We start from the raw sequence: 21,848 nt of genomic DNA, 5'->3' as shown, positions 1-21,848 counted from the left end.
CGTAACAGGTGGCGACAGCGGTGTGCCTAATCGAGACCCAGGCTGTCGCGTAAAATCTGCAGGCGTTCATTATCGCCGTCGCGGGCGGCCTGCTGAAGTGATTTGGTTGGAGCATGTATTAAACGGTTGGTCAGCTTGTGCGCCAGTTCCTGCATGACTTTCTGCGGATCGGCACCCTGCTGCAGCGCCTGCAGCGCACGGCCTTCCAGCTCAGCGCGGATCTCTTCCGCCTGAGAACGATATTCACGGATCGTATTCACCGCGCCCTGTGAGCGCAGCCACGCCATGAATTCGCTGCTTTCCTGAACCACGATGCTTTCGGCCTGAACCGCGGCCGCTTTGCGCTGCGCCAGGTTCTGCTCGATGATCGCCTGCAGGTCATCCACGCTGTAGAGATAGGCGTTAGGCAGGTCGCCCACTTCCGGCTCTACGTCGCGCGGAACTGCAATGTCGACCAGCAGCATTGGCTTGTTACGTCGCGCTTTCAGCGCGCGCTCCATCATCCCCTTACCGATAATCGGTAGCGGACTGGAGGTTGACGAGATAATAATGTCGGCTTCTGCCAGACGGGCGTCGATCTCCGCCAGGGTGATCACCTCTGCACCCACTTCCGACGCCAGCGTTTCGGCGCGTTCGCGGGTACGGTTGGCGATGATCAGATTTTTGACCTGATGTTCACGCAGATGACGCGCCACCAGCTCAATGGTCTCACCTGCGCCAACCAGCAAGACATTGACGGAGGAGAGCGATTCGAAGATCTGACGGGCCAGCGTACAGGCGGCAAACGCCACCGACACCGCGTTGGCGCCGATATCGGTTTCCGTACGCACGCGTTTGGCAACCGAGAAGGTTTTCTGGAACATGCGTTCCAGTTCACTGCTCAGCGCCTGACCGCGTGAGGAGTCGGCAAAGGCTTTTTTCACCTGACCGAGGATCTGCGGTTCGCCCAGCACCAGTGAGTCGAGTCCGCTGGCAACGCGCATCAGATGGCTGACCGCCTCGTTATCCTGATGCCAGTAGAGGCTGTTTCGCACATCCTCTTCATCCAGCTGATGATAATTGCATAACCAGCTCACCAGACGCGCCTGTAAATCGGCCTGCTGCTCTACACTCAGGTAGAGTTCAGTCCGGTTACAGGTGGACAACACCACGCCGCTCTGCACCATTGGCTGTGATAACAGGCTGTTTAACGCCTGCTCAAGCGTCTCCGGCCCGAACGAGACGCGTTCGCGCAGAGCAATGGGGGCAGTCTTGTGATTGATTCCGAGAGCGAGCAGCGTCATGGTGGTTTTGGTTGGGATGTCCCAATAATGTCAGGGTTTTGTGAGGCGCATTCTACAAGATGCGGCAGATCAAGAAAAGCCATACAAAGGCTATGACTGTAATAAGATTAACCCGATCGTGCTCAATTTACTGCATAACAGCATTGACGGTTAAAACCGGGACGGTTAGCGTTATCCGTTACGAATAATAAATGTGTCCGAGGAGATGACCACTTGATGCTTAATTCACCACGCAATCTGTTGCGCCTTTTGCCCCTTGCCAGCGTGCTGCTGGCAGCCTGTAGCGTCAACAAACCGCAAGGCCCGGGCCCCAGCGTTACCGCGCCACAGTGGCAACAGCATCAGCAGGCGGTCTCAAAGGTCACGCACTATCAGACCCGCGGCGCCTTTGCCTATCTTTCTGACAAGCAGAAAGTCTATGCCCGCTTCAACTGGCAGCAGACCGCGCCCGATCGCTATCGCCTGCTGCTGACCAATCCGCTGGGCAGCACCGAACTGCAGCTGGATGCGCAGGGCTCGGTGGTACAGATCGTCGATAACAAAGGCAAGCGTTACGTCAGCAACGATGCGCAGAAAATGATTTCGCAGCTGACCGGCATGAACATTCCGCTGGCGAATCTGCGCCAGTGGATGATGGGTCTGCCAGGCGATGCCACCGACTATCAGCTCAACGAGAGCTATCAGCTGAGCAGCCTGAACTACAGCCGCGACGGTCAGAACTGGCAGGTCTCTATTGCGGGCTACGACAGCAAAGTCACCCCGCCGCTGCCTTCGAGCCTGGAGCTGAAAGAGGGTGACCAGCGGATTAAACTGCGTATGGACGGCTGGACCGTTCAATGATCACCCACTGGCCTGCCCCGGCAAAACTGAATCTTTTTCTCTACATCACCGGCCGTCGTCCCGACGGCTATCACAACCTGCAGACGCTGTTTCAGTTTCTTGATTACGGTGACCAGTTGCAGATTACCGTCGATCAAAGCGGCTCGATTACACTGTTAACGCCCGTGGCAGGCGTTGCGGATGCGGATAACCTGATTGTCCGCGCCGCAAACATGCTGAAACAGGCGGCGCAGGATAACCATCGCCTGTCCGCTCACGCGGGCGCGCAGATTGCCGTTGAGAAAAATCTGCCCATGGGTGGCGGTCTCGGTGGCGGCTCCTCTGATGCGGCAACCGTGCTGGTGGCGCTGAATCATCTGTGGCAAACCGGCTTCACGCCGGATGAGCTGGCGGCGATGGGCGTGAAGCTGGGCGCGGATGTGCCGGTGTTTGTCCAGGGCTTCGCGGCCTTCGCCCAGGGTGTGGGTGAACAACTTCATCCCGCAGAGCCGGAAGAAAAGTGGTATCTTGTCGCCCATCCCGGCGTGAATATCAGCACCCCAGTAGTATTCAACGACCCCGAACTGACGCGAGATACTCCATCGCGCAGTTTATCGACGCTTTTAGCATCACCCTTCACCAATGATTGTGAAGCAGTGGTAAGAAAACGTTTTCGTGAGGTTGATGAGCTTGTTTCCTGGCTGCTAGAATACGCGCCGTCACGCCTGACTGGCACGGGCGCTTGTGTGTTTGCTGAGTTCGACACCGAGTCTGCTGCCCGCCAGGTGCTGGAGCTTGCCCCGAATGGGGTACGCGCATTTGTAGCCCGGGGCGTAAATGTCTCGCCGCTACAGCGTACCCTGCGAGGCGATTAGCGAATGCGTGACAGTGTCACCACGTTCCGGACACTGCACGTTTCGCATCAACACACCCGTGTGAACGCACATGACCGTACGCGCCGGTTACAGTCATGCCGTTCATTCTCTGGACGCAAAGCCTGAGGTTCTTCTCGTGCCTGATATGAAGCTATTTGCTGGTAACGCCACCCCGGAACTAGCACAACGTATTGCCAACCGCCTTTACACCAGCCTGGGAGACGCCGCTGTAGGACGTTTCAGTGATGGTGAAGTGAGCGTACAGATCAACGAAAATGTACGCGGTGGTGATATTTTCATCATCCAGTCCACCTGTGCCCCCACCAACGATAATCTGATGGAACTGGTTGTGATGGTCGACGCGCTGCGTCGTGCTTCTGCTGGTCGTATTACCGCAGTCATCCCCTACTTTGGTTATGCCCGTCAGGATCGCCGCGTGCGTTCCGCGCGTGTGCCTATCACCGCTAAAGTAGTGGCAGACTTCCTTTCCAGCGTCGGTGTTGACCGTGTTCTGACGGTTGACCTGCACGCCGAGCAGATCCAGGGCTTCTTCGACGTCCCGGTTGATAACGTATTTGGCAGTCCGATCCTGCTGGAAGATATGATGCAGATCGGTCTGGAAAACCCGATTGTTGTTTCTCCCGATATTGGTGGCGTAGTACGTGCCCGTGCTATCGCTAAACTGCTGAACGACACCGATATGGCCATCATCGATAAACGCCGCCCTCGCGCGAACGTTTCTCAGGTGATGCACATCATTGGTGACGTTGCTGGCCGCGACTGCGTGCTGGTCGACGACATGATCGACACCGGCGGCACGCTGTGCAAAGCGGCTGAAGCGCTGAAAGAGCGTGGTGCTAAACGCGTATTTGCTTACGCGACCCACCCGATCTTCTCCGGCAATGCGGTTGAAAACCTGCGTAAATCTGTGCTCGACCAGGTAATCGTCTGCGATACCATCCCACTCTCTCAGGAGATTAAGTCACTGCCGAATGTGCGCACGCTGACCTTATCTGGCATGCTGGCCGAAGCCATTCGCCGCATCAGTAACGAAGAGTCAATCTCGGCAATGTTCGAGCATTAATCTTCGCGGAACCGGGCCCTGTGCCCGGTTTTTTTATGCCTGCCGGGCGCCCGATTAACGCGCTTCTTTTTCTGATATTTTCGCGATAAATTTCCCCAAAATCGACTATTTTCAACGCCACCCACTCTTTTGATAAAACGCCGCGTTCCCCGCTTCTGCCCTGTGCCGTTAAGTGGTAATTTGCAGCGCACTTCTCATAAGAACCCTGACCGCCATGAGCCTCGATATCTATACGTTATTTGTCTGCGAGCTTTATGTGCTGGGTTTTCTGAGCATCATCATGTTTTTTGCCTGGATCGGATCGCAGTATGATCGCGTTCTCGGCTTCACCTGCCTGTCGCTGGTTTTTACCCTGATTGCGGTATTCTTAAGTAGCCTGCGCAGCAGTGGCCTGCATTTCCTGCCCGTTGCAGTGGGTAACGTTTTAGTGATGCTGGCTTACGGCGGATTGTTAAATGCGTTCCGGCGCTTCTGCGGCAAGCCCATCGGCACTCACTGGCTGCTGGGCGCCCTGCTCTGGGCACTCCTCTGCTGTTTCCCGGCGTTCTATTACAGCTTACCCAAACGGGTGCTGGTGCTCTGCATCGCCTGCATCGTCTATACCGCCTCGCTGATCCAGCTGGTCTGGCTGGCGCGTGCCACGCTAAAGGTGACCTTCTGGCCTGCGCAGTTGCTGCTGTGGATCCATCTGCTGTTTCATCTGGCTCGCCTGTTTCTGGACAGCGCGATTCCCAGCACGCTGCCTGGCGCCATTGGCGGATCAAACTTCTCGATTTACGTCATCCTGGAATCGATTCTGTTTGTCATTGGTCTGACATTTACTATCCTGGCCATGGTGAATGAACGGATGCAGTCAGTCTTAAAACATGCCTCGATGCACGATCCTCTGACCAGCGTCTGGAATCGTCGGGCTTTATTTAATGAAGCAGAGAAGATTGTGGTGCGATGCCGTCGTCAGAACCGGCCGTTTAGCGCGATTCTGTTCGATCTGGATCATTTTAAGAGCATTAACGATCGTTATGGCCATCAACAGGGCGACCAGATATTGATTCACTTTTGCGACATTGTCAGAGGACTGATACCAGCTGAGGGGCGTTTTGCGCGACTGGGCGGAGAGGAGTTTGCGGCGATAATTCCGGCGGCGGCAAAAGATGCGGAAGTCTGGTGCGAGACGATTCGGCGGGAGGTCTGTGCGTCACAACCCAATTCAATTGCCTATTCGGTCAGCATTGGGTTTGCCACGGTCACACATCAGCAGCAGGGTTTTGACGATTTACTCGCACTGGCGGATAAAGCGCTCTATCACGCCAAGGCCAGCGGCCGGAACCGCATAGCGCAGCATCCGGTCACTGCTGGCATCAGTTAATGGTGAGAATTGTGCGACCGGCGACAACGTTTGTCATAGTGACGATGCCAGTAATAACGATCTTCAACCTTTTCACGACCACTCAGACCCGCCCCGACCAGCCACATCATTGCACCAACGAAGATGCCTAAGATTGCGCCCTGCGCCAGCGCATCTGGCAGATCAAGCGAGGGAAGCTGGTTCATAATTGAGAAACCCACGCCCAGCACCATTGTGACTAATCCCAGTACCATCAAGCTGTTACCCGCTACGCGGCAGTGTTGATGTTTCATGCTGCACCTCCATCCATATGAGTCAATAACCGCACACAATGTTAAGTGCCATAAGCTTAGGCAATGGGTGAAGATAACGTTGCGGACTGGATCACACATCAGCCATAAATAATTAACTGGCCCTGATTGCAGCCTGTTGATTTCGATAGAAAATGATTAATCACCGTCATGAACCATTTCGATGCTTGTACTTTGTCATCTCGGCCATGGCGAAGTAAACTAACGCCCTTTCGCGATAACAGCAGGATAATCATTGTGAGCAGCATTAAACTGATTGTGGGCCTTGCCAATCCAGGCGCTGAATATGCCGCCACGCGCCACAATGCGGGTGCCTGGTATCTGGATTTACTGGCTGAGCGCCACAATCAGTCACTGAAAGAGGAAGGCAAATTCTATGGCTATACCGCGCGCCTGGCGATAGCCGGAGAGGATGTGCGCCTGCTGGTGCCGACCACCTTTATGAACCTGAGCGGGAAAGCCGTGGCGGCGATGGCGACCTTTTATCGCATCGCGCCAGAAGAGATCCTGGTGGCGCATGATGAACTCGATCTGCCACCCGGCGTGGCGAAGTTCAAGCAGGGCGGCGGGCATGGCGGCCATAACGGGCTGAAAGATATCATCAGCAAAATGGGCAACAACAACAATTTCCATCGGCTGCGCATCGGTATCGGACATCCCGGCGATCGCAACAAGGTGACCGGATTTGTGCTGGGCAAGCCGCCCGCCAGTGAGCAGAAGCTGATTGATGATGCCATTGATGAGGCGGCGCGCTGCACCGAACTGTGGCTGAAAGAGGATCGTATCAAGGCGATGAACCGGCTGCACGCCTTCAAGCCTGCTTAAACGCCCGAATCGTCGTGATTCCGTGTATAATGCGCGAAATTTTTCAATTCGTCTCCGACAGTCCGCCTTCTGGCGCACTGTCCATCCAGTTATAAAGGGTATCAAACCATGGGATTCAAATGCGGTATCGTGGGCCTGCCGAACGTCGGTAAATCCACTCTGTTTAACGCGCTGACTAAAGCGGGCATCGAAGCGGCTAACTTCCCCTTCTGCACCATTGAGCCTAACACGGGCGTGGTGCCGATGCCTGACCTGCGTCTCGACCAGCTTTCTGAGATTGTTAAGCCGCAGCGCGTGGTGCCGACTACCATGGAATTCGTCGATATCGCCGGTCTGGTAAAAGGCGCGTCAAAAGGTGAAGGCCTGGGCAACCAGTTCCTGACCAACATCCGTGAAACCGAAGCGATCGGCCACGTGGTGCGCTGCTTTGAAAACGACAACATCATCCACGTGGCGGGTAAAGTGAACCCGGCTGAAGATATTGATGTGATCAACACCGAGCTGGCGCTGTCCGATCTTGAAACCTGTGAACGTGCGATTCAGCGCGTGCAGAAGAAAGCCAAAGGCGGCGACAAAGATGCTAAGGCTGAGCTGGCTGCGCTGGAGAAGTGTCTGCCGCATCTTTCTGAAGCGGGCATGCTGCGTTCACTGAATCTGGATGAGGACGACAAAGCGGCAATCCGCTATCTGAGCTTCCTGACTCTGAAACCTACCATGTACATAGCTAACGTCAATGAAGATGGTTTCGAGAACAACCCGTACCTGGATCAGGTGCGCGCTATCGCCGAAGCGGAAGGTTCAGTCGTGGTGCCAGTGTGCGCCGCCGTTGAGTCGGACATTGCTGAGCTGGAAGATGAAGACCGTGACGAGTTCATGGCAGAGCTGGGACTGGAAGAGCCAGGCCTGAACCGCGTTATCCGCGCTGGTTACTCCCTGCTGAACCTGCAGACCTACTTCACCGCTGGCGTAAAAGAAGTGCGTGCATGGACTATCCCGGTTGGCGCGACGGCTCCGCAGGCAGCCGGTAAAATCCATACCGACTTCGAGAAAGGCTTTATCCGCGCCCAGACCATCGCGTTTGAAGATTTCATCGCTTATAAAGGCGAGCAAGGTGCTAAAGAAGCCGGCAAGATGCGTTCAGAAGGTAAAGAGTACATCGTGAAAGATGGCGATGTGATGAACTTCCTGTTTAACGTCTGATTAAAGATTGTTGTCTCATGGGGTTTCATCAAAACCATGAAGTCTGACAGACTCCCTAAAATCCACGCCATGGCGTGGATTTTTTTATTATGCGGTCGGGGTAAAATTCAGGCGGACACGTCCTTCCCATTAGCCGTGCTGCAAAATACTTTCAGATCGACCCCGCCCGAGGCTTATCAGGCGGAGCCTTAAGACGTTATTGCACCAGGTTATGCTGCAGGGAATATTTCACGATATGGGCATTATTGGTAAATTTCATTCGCTTCATCATGCGTGATTTATAGGTGCTGACGGTTTTATTACTGATGGAGAGCGCATCGGCTATCGCATTAATCGACTCCCCGTGGGCCAGCATGATCATGATTTGCCGTTCGCGCATCGTCAGGCTCTCATGAGGCGCACGATTATTGCTCTGGTAGTCGGAGAAGATAATCTCCTGTGCCAGATCGTGATCGATATAGCGTGATCCCTGCGCCACGGTACGAATCGCTTTGAGTAAAACATCCGGCGACTTGTCTTTGGTGATATAGCCCAGCGCACCATTATTTAACACCCGCCGGGTAATTTGCGGTTCGTTGTACATACTCAATACCAGAATGCGCAGCCGGGGATAGAGAGGCATCAGGCGGGTAATCAGATCTTCTCCGCTCATGCCAGGCATCGAAATATCGAGTAGCAGCAGATCGACTTCGTGCTGACGCAGGCGCTCCAGCACCTGGCCGCTATCCGATGCTTCGCATACCACGTCGATATTGTCATCAAGAGCAAAAATTTGCTTCAGGCCCTCGCGCATAATGGCATGATCGTCGGCAATCATCAGACGTATGCATTTACTCATCGGTTAATACTCCCGGTTTTCGGACAGGATGCGACTGATTTAGCGCTTACAGAGAGGGGGGAATTTCAGTTTAACCCGGGTCCCTTTACCAGGTGTACTATCGATGGTCGCTTCTCCATTTAGCATGCGTCCTCGCTCCCTGATGCCGTGCAGCCCACACGTCCCTTTCTTCACTCGATTCAGATGAAAACCTTTACCGTTATCGACAACTTCGATGAGCAGCGCATCCGGCGTGAGTTTGACGAAGATATAAACATTGCTGGCTCTGGCATGGCGGACGACATTGGTGAGAGACTCCTGTACCACGCGAAACGCCGCCGTCAGCGTCGCTTCATCCAGCACCACGGTATGTTCATCAGGTGCCAGTAAAATGCAGCGGATTCCATTGTTTTTTATAAACTGATCGCGCAACCATTCCAGCGCCGGAATTAAACCAAGATTGAGAACGTTAGGCCGCAGGCGGGTCGAGACATCCCGTACCACCTGAATCGTGCTGTCCAGATGCACCATCAGCTGCTGAATTTTTGCCTGCTGCGCATCGACAGGCTGATCTTTACGCATCGCCAGCAGCGACAACCCTGTACGCAGAGCGGTTAAATGCTGGCCCAGCTCGTCATGAATATCACGCGCCAGCTGTTTTTTTCCGCTTCCCGCGCCCGCTCGAGATTATGAGTTAACTGCCGCAACTCCTCTTCGGTCTTGCGGATTGCGGTGATATCGCGCCCAACCGCCAGCACGCTAACCAGCTCGCCCTGTAAATCATATTCCGGCACGCAGCGCACATGCAGGGTACGTTTATCACCCTGATGCTTTACCACCAGCTCATCTTCGGCCACTTTCTCATCAACCATCGTGCGTGAGACCAGCTTAAACAGGCTCAGTCCAATCCCCCCCGCGCTGCACGCTTTCAGTCAGCGGCACCCGACTGATATCGTTTTCGCTAAGAGTAAACCAGCTGCGGACCGCCAGGTTGGCATAGAGGCAGCGGGTCTGCAAATCAAACCGTAAAATGAGGTCGGGAGAATTTTCCACTACCTGATGCAGCTGTTTTTCCCGAAGTTGCTGCTGCTCTTTTTTGCCGGCGAATTTCATGCATATCGCGCACAATGCATAAGATATGCAGCTCACCATCCTGGTGATATCCGCTACAACTCACTTCTACAGGAAAAACGTTATGCCGGCCGGTATGATGTGAAGTGAATTGTATCCCTTCAGGGCGGGTACTGAGTTTCCACCACAGGGCAAAAACATCATTGTCGCGCAGTTCTTTATCAATGATGTCAAAGCTGAGCTGCGAAAATGCCTCGCGGGAATATCCCGTCAACTGGCAGGCCTTTTCATTGACATATTTGATATGCAGCTGGCTGTCTATCAAATATATCGCATCATGAATTTTGTTTAAGGCAATATTTGATAAACCGGTGATAGTAGTTTTGTCATTGTCATTCTGGTCAGATACACCCTGTAAAAGCATTATTCCCTCCACGGATTTATCAAGCCGCAGAGAATAACGTTCCGACGGCATGATAGTCATAACCCGCTAAATATTAACGAGCTGATAAGCTTAGCAGTTAAATTGCCATTTTTCGCAGGCCCATATTCAGGCGTAAATTCTCCCCTTTAATGTTTCCCGCGCGCGTGAGAGCCGAGAGCGCACGGTGCCTACCGGGATTTCTAACTGCTGAGCGATATCCTGATAGCTGCCCTCCTCCTCCACAAGGATAGACAGCATCACCCTGACGTCTTTCGGTAAAATTTCGAGGGATGCCAGCGTATGACTCAGTAATTGCCTGTTTTCCGTCAGATCGCTGGGATCATTATCCAGCAGCAGATCGGCGATAACTTCATCATTAAGATTATCAAACAGATAGTGGATCTGTTTTGATTTGTAGTAGTTGCGAATCAAATTAACTGCGATGCCAAATACCCACGTTTCCGGACGGGATGCGCCGCGAAACTTATGGCGATTACACAACACTTCCAGATAGGTCATTTGCAGGATGTCATCAGCATCTTCATGGCTGGCAATACGTTTTCGAATGAAATTTAACAGCTTCTTATTATGCGTAACGAAGATCTCATCCCAGTTTACGTTAATTGCTAAGGGTGACTCTGCGACAGCGGATACGAGCGTTGAATTAATCATTTTCTTATCTCTCTCATTAGTAGCAATTGATTTCGTTACATAGCAAGAGATATGCCATCTGCTGCTCAACAAATAAGCTGCTGTTTATGAAAACAATTAATTCTCCATACAGAATTATCTGAGACAGTTTTTACCCTTCCTTATCGATGAATAATGCAAAAAATTGCACTGATTTCCGGATGAAATTATTTCCACTTTTTTTTACCGCTTTTTTCGGAACCGGTAAGCGTTATTTGACACAGAAAGAGAGTAATAACCATTGAGGATGGCTGGCGATGCTCAAAATACAACATGCGATACCGGCGCTGGCGCACTCGCTAAAAGCTCTGCATAAAAACACGCCACAGACAGCAGGTAAAAACGACGTGCCGGATAATGTCCGCGCGCGGGAAACGTCACTGAATGACGCGATGGAAGAAATGGGCGCCGCGTTCAGTGAAAAGATGGAACGCAGGCAAAAGGCGCAGGACCGCCGTAATGCGTCACGGAACCAGCAGCGTGGCAAGCATGCGCTCAGCAAAGTCGGAGAGTTGAATGCACTATTTTCCCTACTCGACGGCGGCGATGAACAACAAACGCTGGAGCAGATGGCGTGGCTACGTGCCGCCCTGCGCCAGAATCCGCCGCCGGATAGCGACACACTTCTGGAAAAGACCGGCGGCGATCCGGCGCGCACCGCCCTGCTACTGCGTGTGATCGGCGAACAGGCACAGGATAAAGGCGACGGGGAACTGGCCGGGCTGGCCGGGGCCCAACTGGATAAGCTACAGCAGACCCACGGCCAGACCATTCGTGCAGGCAACAACACGGCGTCAGCCATCGCCGGGTATACCCGCGATCCGCAGCGTAAACAGTCGTTGCGCAACCTCTATTACGACGGCATCGTCCACCAGCAGTCCGCAACCAGGATGCTGGATATGCTGCTGGAGCTGATCGGCTCGCGTAATCTGATCCCGACGCTGCGTACTCTGCAGCGCGCGCTGGCGGATGATATCGCCGCACTTGCCCCCCTCAATCAGCGTTATTACCCTCGGACGTATCCACCGCGGACTGCGCGATGCTGCCGGGATAAGCCAGACGCTGAGCGACAGCACTGCCTTTTTGCAGCGTATGCGCAGCAAACTGCCCAGTGTTGCCATGAACAGCCTGACTCTGGCACGCCGGATGTTGCAAATCAGCCATAACGGCGCTTATCAGAGTGATTTTACCGGGCTGGCAGACGAGATTGTTGGCCAGAACAGGCAACATCTGCCGCTCTTTTTTAGTTCGCTTTTTCCGCTCCTGCACGGCGTGCCAGCCTCGCTGTGGCCCGCTCAGGAAAATCGTGACAACGCGTTAAAACTGCTGCGCGGCATGATTACGGACGTCACTAAAACTGAGCAGCAACAGCAACGCCGCAACCGGAACGCTGCGTCGTGAGGCAACAAAGATGAATACCCTGTTTCACATATTGAATCGAATCGCGATCAGCGCCATGCAACGCTCCGAAGTGGTCGGTGCGGCTTTTGCCATGGCGCTGGTGTTTATGCTTATTATTCCCTTACCGCTGCCATTAATTGATGCGCTGATAGCTGTGAATATCTGCCTGTCATCTCTGCTGGTCGTGCTGGCCATGTATCTGCCTAAGCCGCTGGCGTTCTCAACCTTTCCCGCCGTGCTGCTGCTCACCACCATGTTCCGCCTGGCACTCTCTATCTCCACCACCCGCCAGATCTTAATTCAGCAGGATGCGGGCCATGTGGTGGCGGCTTTCGGTAACTTTGTGGTGGGCGGCAACCTTGCGGTAGGGATGGTGATGTTCCTGATCCTGACTGTGGTGAACTTCCTGGTCATTACCAAAGGTTCCGAAAGGGTAGCCGAAGTGGCTGCGCGTTTTACCCTTGATGCAATGCCAGGTAAGCAGATGTCCATCGACAGCGATCTGCGCGCCGGACTGATTGATGGGGTACAGGCCAGAAACCGGCGTAATGAACTGGCAAAAGAGAGTCAGTTATTCGGGGCGATGGATGGCGCGATGAAGTTTGTTAAAGGTGACGCTATCGCCGGGCTGGTGATTGTCGTGATTAACCTGATTGGCGGCATCAGTATTGGCGTGCTGCAGCTGGGCATGCCTGCTGGCGAAGCGATGCATATCTACTCGATTCTGACCATCGGTGACGGACTGATTGCACAGATCCCTGCGCTGCTGATCTCGCTGACCGCCGGGATGCTGATTACCCGCGTCTCGTCCGACAATGAGCAGACGGCTGACAATAATATCGGCCGCGAGATTGCCGAGCAGTTAACCAGCCAGCCGAAAGCCTGGCTGCTCTCCTCAATGGGGATGGTGGGCTTTGCCCTGCTGCCAGGTATGCCAACGGCAATTTTTTTGCTGCTGGCCGCGCTGACGATGATTAGCGGCGGTTTTCAGATCTGGCGTGTCAGAAAGACCCTGAGCCTTGCGCAGCCGCAAATGGAAAATGAGGTCATTCCCCCCTGAGCTGAACGGCAAGGAGGATTTACGTCAGTTCAACCCAACACGACCTTATCTGATCAATTTCTCGTCCTCATGGCGCGGCCATCCGGAGATGCTGGAGCTGGTGCAGGATATTCGCCGGCTGCGTAACCGTATCGTTTACCACTTCGGCTTTACCCTGCCAGCGTTCGATATCGAGTTTCTCGACCAGCAGACGGAAGATGAGTTTCGCTTCTCGGTTTATGAAATCCCGAAAGTAAAAGGGACATTTAACGTGTCGCATCGGGCGGTGAAACGCCGCTGGCTGGACGAGATCGCGTCAACCGACAGGGAAAGCGTGGCAGAGGGCGACGAGCAGCGTCAGGAAGGCGATCTTATCTGGCTGGCGGCGGATCATCCGCTGCTGCAAAACGAAGAGGTCGAGCGCTGGACGGCGCGCGAAATCCTGGTAAAGCGCATGGAGAACGCTATTCACGCCAGCAGCCCGCATTTTATTGGTCTGCAGGAAACCCGCGCGCTGGTGAGCTGGCTGGAATCAGAGCAGCCGGAGCTGTCGCAGGAGTTACAGCGCGTGATGCCCCTCTCACGTTTCTCCAGCGTCCTGCAAAAACTGGTTTCAGAACGCATTCCGCTGCGATCGGTTCGGGCAATTGCCGAAGCGCTGATCGAGCATGGGCAGCATGAGCGCGACATCTGGCTGCTGACCGACCAGGTGCGCATCTCGTTAAAAAATCATCTCTGTTACCAGTATGCCCGTCCGGACGGCCTGCATGTCTGGCTGCTGACACCGGAACTGGAAGAACAGTTGCGTGACTCGCTTCGTCAGACGCAAAACGATCTGTTCTTTGCGCTAACCCATGAGCAGATAAGCGCCATTCTCCCGCTCATCGCCAACGCATTCCCGGTTGACACCCCGGAAAGCGCGGTGCTGCTGGTCGCCCAGGATTTGCGCAGCCCGATGCGCGGGCTTATTCAGGAAGAGTTCCACTATGTGCCGGTGCTCTCGTTTGCAGAGCTGCAACCCAATCTCGCAGTAAATGTGCTGGGCCGTATAGAGCTCGATCCGGCCGCTTACTCACTTACCACGTGGGAGAGTTAACCATGTTCGAACTGCGCGTGCTGTCTGGCCTGCATTTAGGCGCCGCGTTACCCCTCTTCGGTGATAAATGGCTGATTGGCCACGCCGATGAGGCCGATCTGATGCTTAGCGATGCTCGCGTTGCTGCCCGCCAGTGCGAGCTGCGCCGGGAAGAGACCCGGTGGCTGGCACAACCGCACGGCGGGGAAGCCTATGCCATTAATAGTGAAGAACCTTTTCAGGTCGCTGACGTCTGGCTCTGCGTCGCGCGTATCGACACGCCGTGGGCCGCCTGTATGCCGCCTGCCAACCCTTCTGTGCCCGAAGAATCTGCTGAAACGCCGAATGAGGCCATACCCCCGGTCGCTGCCCGTAAAGGGATATTCACCCGCAGCATCCGCACGCTGGTCTGGAGCCTGATGTTGCTGCTCACCCTGACAGTAATGAGCTGGGTTTTGCAGCCCACCGTAGCCCAGACTCAGGTCACCTCCTCCCGGCCACTGAGTACTCCCGCAGAATTGCAGGCTCCGTTACAGAAAATGTTGCGCGAACGCGATCTGGCAAGCCTCGTGAAAGTGGACATGCATAATCAGCGAGTGCGTCTTACAGGCCGCCTCAGTAAGCCACAGATGCAAATCTATAAACGAATGCTGGAGCGCTTTAACGCAACGTACACCAGCGATATCCCGCTGGATAACCAGGTCAGGCTGCTGAAGGTCAGACTGCCGTTTCGCATTGTGCAAATCACCACCGGTAGCCGCGCCAATATTGTCACTGATGATGGGCAGCGTCTGTTTATCGGCGATGAAGTCGACAACCTGCGGCTGGTGGCGATTACCAGTAACCAGATCGAGTTCAACGGGCGCGATAACATTAAGGTGAGCTGGTAATGACGATGACACTGGAGCAGTGGTATCAGCAGCAGCGGCGGCGGCTGACCTGCTTTTCGCCGGTCGAAAGCTTTGGTCGCATTACCGGGATCAGCGGGATATTGCTCGAAAGCAGCCTGCCCGAGGCGCGGATTGGCGATCTCTGCCAGATCGCCCGGGATGACGGGCAAAGCGTGCTGGCAGAGGTGGTCGGCTTTAACCCGCAGCACACGCTGCTCTCCGCCCTTGGCCAGCTCGACGGCATAGCCCGGGGCGCGCGCGTGGTTCCGCTGCGCCTGCCACACAGTATTGTGGTGTCCGACGCCCTGCTCGGCAGCGTACTTGACGGCTTTGGCCGTCCACTGGATGCAGGCCAGCCTGGCGCGTTCGCCCTGCCCGGTACGGTGGATGATGCGGTGGGCGTACTGGGCGATGCCCCGGCACCCACCGATCGTCCGCGCATCGATACGCCGCTACCGACCGGCATTCGCGCCATTGATGGCCCGCTGACCCTGGGCGTGGGACAGCGGGTGGGGATCTTCGCCGGCGCGGGCTGCGGGAAAACCACCCTGCTGGCGGAGATTGCCCGTAATACGCCCTGCGATGTCATTGTCTTTGGTTTGATTGGCGAGCGTGGGCGCGAATTGCGCGAGTTTCTTGACCACGAACTGGATGAGGCGCTGCGCAGCCGTACGGTGCTCGTCTGCGCCACCTCCGATCGCAGCAGTATGGAACGCGCCAGGGCCGCTTTTACTGCCACTGCCATCGCCGAAGCCTGGCGCGATAAGGGTAAGAACGTGCTGTTAATCCTCGACTCACTGACCCGCTTTGCCCGCGCCCAGCGTGAAATCGGCCTTGCGCTGGGCGAGCCACCGGGTCGCGGCGGGCTGCCGCCTTCGGTTTATACCTTATTACCCACCCTGCTGGAGCGCGCAGGACAGACCTCACGGGGGGGCCATCACCGCCCTCTATTCCGTGCTGATTGAAGCCGATTCAATGAACGATCCGGTCGCGGACGAAGTGAGATCCCTGATTGATGGCCACATTGTGCTGACCCGTCGTCTGGCGGAGCGCGGTCACTACCCGGCTATTGATGTGCTGGCAAGCCTGAGCCGAACCATGAGCAACGTTGCGACTCGCGAGCATAGCCGCGACGCCACGCAGCTGCGCCGCATGATGTCCGCCTGGCAGCAGGTAGAAATGTTAATCCGCCTGGGAGAATACCAGCCGGGACATGATGCCATGACCGATGCGGCAGTATCGGCTCAGGAGGCGATAAATGGCTATCTGCAACAGGCGATGCACGCGCCCTGCGGATATGACGACACACTGCATTACTTAGCGGAGGTAAGCCAGCATGCGCCGTCATCCGCTACCTGATCACGACATCACGACTGATGAGGGCAGCGCTGAATTGCAGCAGGCCTTCTCTCTGCTGCTGCCAATTCGCCGCCAGCGCTTACGCCGCTGCGAACGATTGCAACGGCAAGCGGAGCAGGCGCTGTGCGAAACGCAACGTCAGTCAGCCGAGGCGGAACACCAGCTTGAAGCCGCACTACAGCATTATCAGCAGCTGCGCGATAGCTTTGCCGGACACCACCAGTCGGGGCTGCAAAAACAGGAGCATCTGGTCGGGGGGATTGGCCCGGGAGCGCCAGGCCAGCGACGCGGTGAGTGGACAGCGTAATCAGCTGCAACAGTGCCGCGCACAGCAGGTTATGCAACAACAACAGGTGCAGCACACACAGCAGCAAACACAGGCGCGTCTGCGCGATGTGGAAAAACTGGAATATCTGATGGCGCACAGCGAGGCATTACGATGACAGCCTTACCCCACCCCCCGCAAAATAATCCAGCGCCGCCTGCACGGCCGGAGGTGCAGCGCCGTTCGCCGCAGACCGGACCTTCAGACGTCGCGACATCCGAGCGTAAATCCCGCGCCGAGCCGTTTCGCGAAGAAGGTTCGCTGTTCGACGCGCTGTTGCTCACCCCCCAGCGAACTGCCGCAACCGCTTATCATACCCTGGGAAGGCTCCCCCTCTTTTGGGTCACAGTTATCCCATGAGCATGTGGCTCCCGCTTCTCCGGCCAGGGCCTGGCAACAACTGGAGCCCCCCCTGTGCGCCATGGCAGAAAAGCAGCCTGCTGGCCCGATATCGATGACGCTACTGCTGCCCCTTTTAGGCGAAGTGGATGCCCGCCTGAGTCCTTTTGCCGCGGGCTGGGATATCAGCCTGCGTTTTGCGCCACCTGCCATGACGATGATGGCCGCCCATCAGGAACGCTGCCGGGAGTCCCTGCGCCGCCGGATGGCCTGCGCTGTGCGCCTGCGTTTTGAGCAGCGCGGAGGCCGGGAATGAAACCCTTATCCCTGCGCACTCTGCCGCGCGAAGAAGCCAGCCTGCGCCAGCGTATCGGCCACGGCCTTGGCTATCCTTTTACCCTTGCAGGCGAAGCGGGTAAGCTTCAGCTGCGGCTCGCCCCCCCCCGGCGAGCGGCCACCGACGCAGAGCTTCTCATGCAAGGCGGGAGGGTTATCTCTGGCGGAGAGCGAAGCGCTGCTGAGTCTGTTTTCCACTTGCCCGCTGCTGCCAGAACCCGGGGCGTGCGCTGACTGGTACTGGCCGCTCTTTAACCAGCATCTCAGCCCGGCATTGCGCGCGCTATTTGGCGACCTGACGCCGCAGGACGCGCTCTGCGCACCGGTTGAGGGGATGTGGCTTGCGATTAGCGTCACGATCGGTGAGGCGCAGGCGCAAAGTCAGTTATATGTTGCGCCCGCCACATTGGCGGCGTTGTTAAACCAGCCTGGCTGGGCTCCGCTCCCTGCACCGCTTTGCAGCGCCCTGCCGTTATCGCTACCGATAGAACTGGGTGCGGTGTCGTTTGCTCCCTCGCAGTTACGCACACTTCGCCCCGGTGATGTGATTTTCCCTGCTACCTCGTATTTTTTCCCGACCGGTCGCGGCGAGCTTCGCCTTGCGCAATTGCACCTTAAGGGCGAATTGCTGTTCGGGGAGGGGCATCCTGCCCGTTTTCTTATTACCCGTCTGGAGAATAGTTACATGAATGTGACCCCCCGAAGATAATCTGCCTGCCGATACACCTCAAGCGGATGAAGGCCTGACTGAAACAACGGCGCCTGTGGCATCACCTTTTGATGCGCTGCCGCTGGCCCTGACCGTGCGCTGCGGCCATCTCAGACTTACCCTGGGTGAGTTAAATCGTCTGGATGTTGGCTCGACGGTCACGGTCGAAAACGTCGTGCCCGGTGAAGCACTGCTATGTCACGGCGAGTTTCCGCTGGCGAAAGGCGAACTGGTCGATGTCGAAGGACGTCTGGGGTTGCAGATTACTCACATGCTGCCGGGCGTGGCGAGCGTCGGGGATGTGAACAGGTGATTCCGATGGAGATGGGGCCACTCAACCCGATTATGCTGGCGCTGTTTCTCGGCGCACTGGCACTGCTGCCGATGATGCTCATTATCTGTACCAGCTTTTTGAAAATTACGATGGTGCTGCAATTGACGCGCAACGCGATGGGCGTGCAGCAGGTGCCGCCAACGATGGCGCTCAACGGCATTGCGCTGGCGGCAACGCTATTTATTATGGCGCCGGTATTTAGCGATATGACCGACAGGCTGAAAGCGATCCCTGTCGATTTCAGCAGTATGGAGCGGCTCGAATATACCGCCGCTAATGGTATCGAACCGCTGAAAACGTTTATGCATAAAAATACCGATCCGGACATCGTCATCCATCTGCAGGAAAATGCCCAGCGTATGTGGCCAAAGAAAATGGCAGATTCGGTCACCCCCCGAAAATATGCTGCTCATTATCCCGGCCTTCGTGCTATCGGAGCTGCAGAACGGTTTCAAAATCGGCTTTCTGATCTTTATTCCTTTTATTGTCGTTGACCTGATCGTCTCGAATATCCTGCTGGCGCTCGGGATGCAGATGGTGTCGCCGATGACCGTTTCGCTGCCACTGAAGATCCTGCTGTTTGTGCTCATCAGCGGCTGGACGCGGCTGCTCGACGGCCTGTTCTACAGCTATTTATGAGGTCATCATGGATATTCTGACGCTGTTTCGCCAGGGGTTATTGCTGGTGGTTATCCTCTCCGCGCCGCCGCTGCTGGTGGCAGTGATCTCCGGGGTAATTATTTCACTGGTGCAGGCCGCGATGCAGTTGCAGGATCAGACCCTGCCGTTCTGCATCAAACTTATCGCGGTCGGCCTGACACTGGCGCTCACCGGGCGCTGGATCGGTGTTGAACTGATGGAGCTGGCGCAGGCGGCGTTTGCGATGATGTCAACGGTCAGTTCCTGATGCTGACAGGTTACCCACTCACCGATACGTTTCATGCCATCCTCGCGCTGGGACTTGGCATGGCGCGCATCTTTCCCTGTCTGTTACTGACACCGATATTCTCTTTTAGCGTCATAAAAGGGCTGCTGCGAACCGCCATTGCTGTGGCGCTGGCGCTGTTTATAGCGCCCGGCATCAAAGAACAAATTGATATGCTTGAGCCGACAATGATGGCGCTGGCAGGGCTGGTACTCAAAGAGTTGATGATAGGCACCCTGCTCGGATTGTTGCTGGCGTTGCCTTTCTGGCTGTATGAGTCTGTCGGTGCGTTATTCGATAACCAGCGGGGTGCCTTAATGGGTGGGCAAATTAACCCCCAGCTGGGGCCGGATGTGACGCCTCTGGGTAAGTTAATGCAGCAGGTGCTGATATTGCTGCTGGTCACAGGGCTGGGATTATCGACCATCACCCAGGTGATCTGGGACAGCTATCATCTTTGGTCCGCCACCCAGTGGATACCTTTCCCCGCAGAGGCAGGTTTTCACGTCTGGCTTACGCTTTTGGGGAAAATCTTCAGCGATATGGTGCTTTATGCCGGGCCGCCGGTGGCGCTGATGCTGCTGCTCGATTTTGCCATCGGTGTGATGAGTCTCTATAGCCCACAGCTACAGGCGACTGCCCTGACAATTCCGTTGAAATGCCTGCTCGGCATGTTGTTTTTTATCCTCTATCTGCCACTGCTGGACCATCTGGGTAATGCGCGGTTGTATGAACTGCGCGATCTTATCCCTGTCCTGTCGCAGATATTTGCCCCTTCAGCCGGGAGCGCACCATGAGCGAAAAAACCGAAGACGCTACACCGCAAAAACTCAGAGAGTCGCGCAAAAAAAGGCCAGGTCAGCCAGAGCCAGGATATCCCTAAGCTGCTTATCTCAATCGGTATCCTTGAGACCCTGTTTGCTATGGTGGATACCGGGATGCAGCGGTTGCAGGCGATGATGCTGCTGCCGTTAACGCGTCTGCGCGACCCATTCGATCACGCGATGGAGGAAGTAATAAGTGATAGCGTCACCGTAATGCTGGTGCTGGTGGGCATCGCGTGCGCCATTGCCATGCTGCTGCGGGTGGTGGGCGGCTGGGTGCAGTTCGGCCCACTCTTCTCCACCGAAGCGCTGGCACCGAAACCGGATGCGCTTAACCCGTTTAATCACCTGAAGAATATGTTTTCCGCCCGCCAGTTTACCCAGCTTTTGACCAGCATCTTTAAAGCGGTGGTGATAGGCCTGGTGGTATGGCAGGCGATCATGCCGGACCTCGGTGGCCTTGCTCAGCTGGCGCTTGGCGATCTCAACGGTTTCTGGCAGGGGGGTGATGGCGCTGTTTATGAAGGTGTCACGTCGGGTGCTGATGGTGATGCTAATAATCAGCCTGTTCGATTTTGGTATTCAGCGCTATTTCTTCCTCAAACAGCAGCGTATGAGTCATGAAGATATCAAAAACGAATTTAAGCAGAGCGAAGGCGATCCGCATATGAAAGGCCACCGCCGTCAGCTGGCTCAGGAGATCCTGAATGAAGAGCCGGTGCCTGCCCGTGAGATTAACGTGGAAGACGCGGATGTGTTGCTGGTTAATCCCACCCATTTTGCCGTCGGTCTCTATTATCGCCCGGATGAAACGCCGCTGCCGCGTCTGCTGTTTAAGGCTTGCGATGAAGAGGCGCGGGCATTAATTGAAGAGGCGCAGCGTAAAAAAGAGACCGGTTATCCGCTTTATCTGGCTCACCCGCACTCTGTGGCGCACCACGCGGGAAGGCGCTTATGTTCCACGCGAAACGTTAAATGCCGTCGCGCACGTCTATCGTCTGCTGCGGGAGCTGGAGGATCACTATCTGGATGAGGTGATTGAGATTCGGGAAGAATAGTGCGGAGGGTAACTCCGCACTATCTTATCAGGCATTAACATCTGCATCTCACGGGCCTGCTGAATAAAAGCCAGTATTAAACGCCGGGGTGAAACCGGCAAGCGGTTGCTGATAACAGAGCCGCCTGCGGTCTGCTGCAGGAAAACTGACGTAATGGAATAGCATTACCAGCACTGGCATGCGGGCAAAGAGTGCGCCGCACACAGGCTTCCCGGAAACGGAAGGTGAATAGCTATGGTCGATTCTCGTTAAAATATGGCCCCAGCGATCAGCCGGGGCCTGGGACTGCCGAAACGTGATTAGTTATCTACCGTTATCCGCGTGTAGTCGTTCGGGCCATTACGCAGTTGTGGTTGCCACCAGATGGTCAGGTTATGCAGGTCTGAAGAGGGGCGACAGCCCACGTCATTACATCCGCCCTGCGGCCGCGCGCAGGCGCTCAGCACCAGCGCGGCGGCGGTAAGCACAATTATTCTCACTAACATGCTTT

The 21,848-nt window shown here is 55.5% G+C and carries 24 protein-coding genes and 4 pseudogenes; 19 read left to right on the top strand and 9 right to left on the bottom strand.

What is annotated here, in order from left to right:
- Positions 1-26: 26 nt before the first annotated feature.
- Positions 27-1,283 carry a glutamyl-tRNA reductase gene (gene hemA, locus JNO11_RS07955; protein WP_010669985.1) on the bottom strand — a complete coding sequence of 419 codons (1,257 nt, stop codon included), beginning with the start codon at positions 1,281-1,283 and terminating at the stop codon, positions 27-29.
- Positions 1,284-1,499: 216 nt separating this feature from the next.
- On the opposite strand from hemA, the gene lolB reads away from it, so the two are divergent.
- From lolB to JNO11_RS07935, 4 genes are all read left to right on the top strand, one after another.
- Positions 1,500-2,123: a lipoprotein insertase outer membrane protein LolB gene (gene lolB, locus JNO11_RS07950; protein ID WP_010669984.1), complete on the top strand. Its 624-nt coding sequence runs from the start codon at positions 1,500-1,502 to the stop codon at positions 2,121-2,123.
- Positions 2,120-2,977, top strand: a complete 858-nt coding sequence (ispE, locus tag JNO11_RS07945; RefSeq protein WP_158149375.1) for a 4-(cytidine 5'-diphospho)-2-C-methyl-D-erythritol kinase — start codon at positions 2,120-2,122, stop codon at positions 2,975-2,977. The genes lolB and ispE overlap by 4 nt, the downstream gene beginning before the upstream one ends.
- 136 nt (positions 2,978-3,113) lie before the next feature.
- A complete protein-coding gene (gene prs, locus JNO11_RS07940) occupies positions 3,114-4,061 on the top strand; it encodes a ribose-phosphate diphosphokinase (protein ID WP_010245874.1) in 948 nt (315 codons plus the stop codon).
- Between the two features lie 214 nt (positions 4,062-4,275).
- The gene (locus JNO11_RS07935; protein ID WP_325177156.1) at positions 4,276-5,427 is read left to right on the top strand and encodes a GGDEF domain-containing protein; all 1,152 of its coding nucleotides are present in this window, start codon (positions 4,276-4,278) and stop codon (positions 5,425-5,427) included.
- Here JNO11_RS07935 and ychH read toward each other — a convergent pair.
- Positions 5,424-5,699, bottom strand: a complete 276-nt coding sequence (gene ychH, locus JNO11_RS07930) for a stress-induced protein YchH (protein WP_010245880.1) — start codon at positions 5,697-5,699, stop codon at positions 5,424-5,426. The genes JNO11_RS07935 and ychH overlap by 4 nt on opposite strands.
- A 255-nt stretch (positions 5,700-5,954) precedes the next feature.
- Between ychH and pth the strand changes: the two genes are divergently transcribed.
- Positions 5,955-6,542, top strand: coding sequence for an aminoacyl-tRNA hydrolase (gene pth, locus JNO11_RS07925; RefSeq protein WP_062757497.1), 588 nt, complete (start codon positions 5,955-5,957; stop codon positions 6,540-6,542).
- A gap of 108 nt (positions 6,543-6,650) precedes the next feature.
- Positions 6,651-7,742 carry a redox-regulated ATPase YchF gene (gene ychF, locus JNO11_RS07920; RefSeq protein WP_010245885.1) on the top strand — a complete coding sequence of 364 codons (1,092 nt, stop codon included), beginning with the start codon at positions 6,651-6,653 and terminating at the stop codon, positions 7,740-7,742.
- A gap of 196 nt (positions 7,743-7,938) precedes the next feature.
- On the opposite strand, the gene JNO11_RS07915 is transcribed toward ychF, so the two are convergent.
- The 6 genes from JNO11_RS07915 to JNO11_RS07895 all read right to left on the bottom strand — a co-directional run bounded on the left by JNO11_RS07915 (position 7,939) and on the right by JNO11_RS07895 (position 10,726).
- Positions 7,939-8,580 carry a response regulator transcription factor gene (locus JNO11_RS07915; protein ID WP_010245888.1) on the bottom strand — a complete coding sequence of 214 codons (642 nt, stop codon included), beginning with the start codon at positions 8,578-8,580 and terminating at the stop codon, positions 7,939-7,941.
- Between the two features lie 39 nt (positions 8,581-8,619).
- Positions 8,620-9,168, bottom strand: a complete 549-nt coding sequence (locus JNO11_RS07910; RefSeq protein ID WP_325177654.1) for a sensor histidine kinase — start codon at positions 9,166-9,168, stop codon at positions 8,620-8,622.
- Positions 9,169-9,173: 5 nt separating this feature from the next.
- Entirely contained in the window at positions 9,174-9,431 is a 258-nt protein-coding gene (locus JNO11_RS07905; RefSeq protein ID WP_325177155.1) for a PAS domain-containing protein, read from the bottom strand.
- A 16-nt stretch (positions 9,432-9,447) separates the two neighbouring features.
- Positions 9,448-9,672 carry a PAS domain-containing protein gene (locus JNO11_RS24790; protein ID WP_346267487.1) on the bottom strand — a complete coding sequence of 75 codons (225 nt, stop codon included), beginning with the start codon at positions 9,670-9,672 and terminating at the stop codon, positions 9,448-9,450.
- Entirely contained in the window at positions 9,578-10,054 is a 477-nt protein-coding gene (locus JNO11_RS07900; RefSeq protein ID WP_325177154.1) for a PAS domain S-box protein, read from the bottom strand. The genes JNO11_RS24790 and JNO11_RS07900 overlap by 95 nt, the downstream gene beginning before the upstream one ends.
- A 126-nt stretch (positions 10,055-10,180) precedes the next feature.
- Positions 10,181-10,726, bottom strand: coding sequence for a sigma-70 family RNA polymerase sigma factor (locus JNO11_RS07895; protein WP_325177653.1), 546 nt, complete (start codon positions 10,724-10,726; stop codon positions 10,181-10,183).
- Positions 10,727-11,001: 275 nt separating this feature from the next.
- On the opposite strand from JNO11_RS07895, the gene JNO11_RS07890 reads away from it, so the two are divergent.
- From JNO11_RS07890 to sctU, 13 genes and pseudogenes are all read left to right on the top strand, one after another.
- Positions 11,002-11,910, top strand: coding sequence for an HrpJ domain-containing protein (locus tag JNO11_RS07890; RefSeq protein ID WP_325177153.1), 909 nt, complete (start codon positions 11,002-11,004; stop codon positions 11,908-11,910).
- Complete coding sequence (locus JNO11_RS07885) at positions 11,891-12,145, top strand: TyeA family type III secretion system gatekeeper subunit (RefSeq protein WP_325177152.1); 255 nt, start codon at positions 11,891-11,893, stop codon at positions 12,143-12,145. Before JNO11_RS07890 ends, JNO11_RS07885 begins: the two co-directional genes overlap by 20 nt.
- Positions 12,146-12,155: 10 nt before the next feature.
- A pseudogene (gene sctV, locus JNO11_RS07880) lies at positions 12,156-14,280 on the top strand (type III secretion system export apparatus subunit SctV).
- Between the two features lie 2 nt (positions 14,281-14,282).
- Positions 14,283-15,149 (top strand): FHA domain-containing protein, encoded by an 867-nt coding sequence (locus JNO11_RS07875; protein WP_010245901.1) that lies wholly within the window; start codon positions 14,283-14,285, stop codon positions 15,147-15,149.
- Positions 15,149-16,508 (top strand): annotated as a pseudogene (sctN, locus tag JNO11_RS07870) (type III secretion system ATPase SctN). Before JNO11_RS07875 ends, sctN begins: the two are co-directional and overlap by 1 nt.
- The gene (locus JNO11_RS07865; protein WP_325177151.1) at positions 16,486-16,815 is read left to right on the top strand and encodes a hypothetical protein; all 330 of its coding nucleotides are present in this window, start codon (positions 16,486-16,488) and stop codon (positions 16,813-16,815) included. Before sctN ends, JNO11_RS07865 begins: the two are co-directional and overlap by 23 nt.
- Positions 16,816-17,197: 382 nt before the next feature.
- A complete protein-coding gene (locus JNO11_RS07860) occupies positions 17,198-17,488 on the top strand; it encodes a type III secretion system HrpP C-terminal domain-containing protein (protein ID WP_325177150.1) in 291 nt (96 codons plus the stop codon).
- A gap of 66 nt (positions 17,489-17,554) precedes the next feature.
- The gene (locus tag JNO11_RS07855) at positions 17,555-18,217 is read left to right on the top strand and encodes a hypothetical protein (RefSeq protein ID WP_325177149.1); all 663 of its coding nucleotides are present in this window, start codon (positions 17,555-17,557) and stop codon (positions 18,215-18,217) included.
- Positions 18,218-18,272: 55 nt separating this feature from the next.
- Complete coding sequence (locus JNO11_RS07850; RefSeq protein WP_325177148.1) at positions 18,273-18,530, top strand: FliM/FliN family flagellar motor switch protein; 258 nt, start codon at positions 18,273-18,275, stop codon at positions 18,528-18,530.
- Between the two features lie 5 nt (positions 18,531-18,535).
- A pseudogene (gene sctR / locus JNO11_RS07845) lies at positions 18,536-19,190 on the top strand (type III secretion system export apparatus subunit SctR).
- 7 nt (positions 19,191-19,197) lie between these two features.
- Complete coding sequence (gene sctS / locus JNO11_RS07840) at positions 19,198-19,458, top strand: type III secretion system export apparatus subunit SctS (RefSeq protein ID WP_163637161.1); 261 nt, start codon at positions 19,198-19,200, stop codon at positions 19,456-19,458.
- Positions 19,458-20,273 (top strand): type III secretion system export apparatus subunit SctT, encoded by an 816-nt coding sequence (gene sctT / locus JNO11_RS07835; RefSeq protein ID WP_325177147.1) that lies wholly within the window; start codon positions 19,458-19,460, stop codon positions 20,271-20,273. The genes sctS and sctT overlap by 1 nt, the downstream gene beginning before the upstream one ends.
- Positions 20,270-21,358 (top strand): annotated as a pseudogene (sctU, locus tag JNO11_RS07830) (type III secretion system export apparatus subunit SctU). Before sctT ends, sctU begins: the two are co-directional and overlap by 4 nt.
- A 299-nt stretch (positions 21,359-21,657) precedes the next feature.
- Here sctU and hrpT read toward each other — a convergent pair.
- On the bottom strand, positions 21,658-21,843 hold the full coding sequence (gene hrpT, locus JNO11_RS07825; RefSeq protein ID WP_010669971.1) for an HrpT family type III secretion system protein: 186 nt from the start codon (positions 21,841-21,843) through the stop codon (positions 21,658-21,660).
- Positions 21,844-21,848: the final 5 nt, after the last annotated feature.

Source organism: Pantoea sp. 1B4, from assembly GCF_016925765.1.
Taxonomy (GTDB): domain Bacteria; phylum Pseudomonadota; class Gammaproteobacteria; order Enterobacterales; family Enterobacteriaceae; genus Pantoea; species Pantoea agglomerans.
The sequence above is the reverse complement of the archived record's forward strand: the minus strand, read 5'-3'. Positions and strand labels throughout refer to the sequence as shown.

Excerpts from the sequence above, each read along its gene's own strand:
- hemA (WP_010669985.1), bottom strand. The coding sequence starts at position 1,283 with ATGACGCTGCTCGCTCTCGGAATCAATCACAAGACTGCCCCCATTGCT.
- lolB (WP_010669984.1), top strand. The coding sequence starts at position 1,500 with ATGCTTAATTCACCACGCAATCTGTTGCGCCTTTTGCCCCTTGCCAGC.
- ispE (WP_158149375.1), top strand. The coding sequence starts at position 2,120 with ATGATCACCCACTGGCCTGCCCCGGCAAAACTGAATCTTTTTCTCTAC.
- JNO11_RS07935 (WP_325177156.1), top strand. The coding sequence starts at position 4,276 with ATGAGCCTCGATATCTATACGTTATTTGTCTGCGAGCTTTATGTGCTG.
- ychH (WP_010245880.1), bottom strand. The coding sequence starts at position 5,699 with ATGAAACATCAACACTGCCGCGTAGCGGGTAACAGCTTGATGGTACTG.
- ychF (WP_010245885.1), top strand. The coding sequence starts at position 6,651 with ATGGGATTCAAATGCGGTATCGTGGGCCTGCCGAACGTCGGTAAATCC.
- JNO11_RS07915 (WP_010245888.1), bottom strand. The coding sequence starts at position 8,580 with ATGAGTAAATGCATACGTCTGATGATTGCCGACGATCATGCCATTATG.
- JNO11_RS07905 (WP_325177155.1), bottom strand. The coding sequence starts at position 9,431 with ATGGTTGATGAGAAAGTGGCCGAAGATGAGCTGGTGGTAAAGCATCAG.
- JNO11_RS24790 (WP_346267487.1), bottom strand. The coding sequence starts at position 9,672 with ATGAAATTCGCCGGCAAAAAAGAGCAGCAGCAACTTCGGGAAAAACAG.
- JNO11_RS07900 (WP_325177154.1), bottom strand. The coding sequence starts at position 10,054 with ATGCTTTTACAGGGTGTATCTGACCAGAATGACAATGACAAAACTACT.
- JNO11_RS07895 (WP_325177653.1), bottom strand. The coding sequence starts at position 10,726 with ATGATTAATTCAACGCTCGTATCCGCTGTCGCAGAGTCACCCTTAGCA.
- JNO11_RS07890 (WP_325177153.1), top strand. The coding sequence starts at position 11,002 with ATGCTCAAAATACAACATGCGATACCGGCGCTGGCGCACTCGCTAAAA.
- JNO11_RS07885 (WP_325177152.1), top strand. The coding sequence starts at position 11,891 with ATGTTGCAAATCAGCCATAACGGCGCTTATCAGAGTGATTTTACCGGG.
- JNO11_RS07875 (WP_010245901.1), top strand. The coding sequence starts at position 14,283 with ATGTTCGAACTGCGCGTGCTGTCTGGCCTGCATTTAGGCGCCGCGTTA.
- JNO11_RS07865 (WP_325177151.1), top strand. The coding sequence starts at position 16,486 with ATGCGCCGTCATCCGCTACCTGATCACGACATCACGACTGATGAGGGC.
- sctS (WP_163637161.1), top strand. The coding sequence starts at position 19,198 with ATGGATATTCTGACGCTGTTTCGCCAGGGGTTATTGCTGGTGGTTATC.
- sctT (WP_325177147.1), top strand. The coding sequence starts at position 19,458 with ATGCTGACAGGTTACCCACTCACCGATACGTTTCATGCCATCCTCGCG.
- hrpT (WP_010669971.1), bottom strand. The coding sequence starts at position 21,843 with ATGTTAGTGAGAATAATTGTGCTTACCGCCGCCGCGCTGGTGCTGAGC.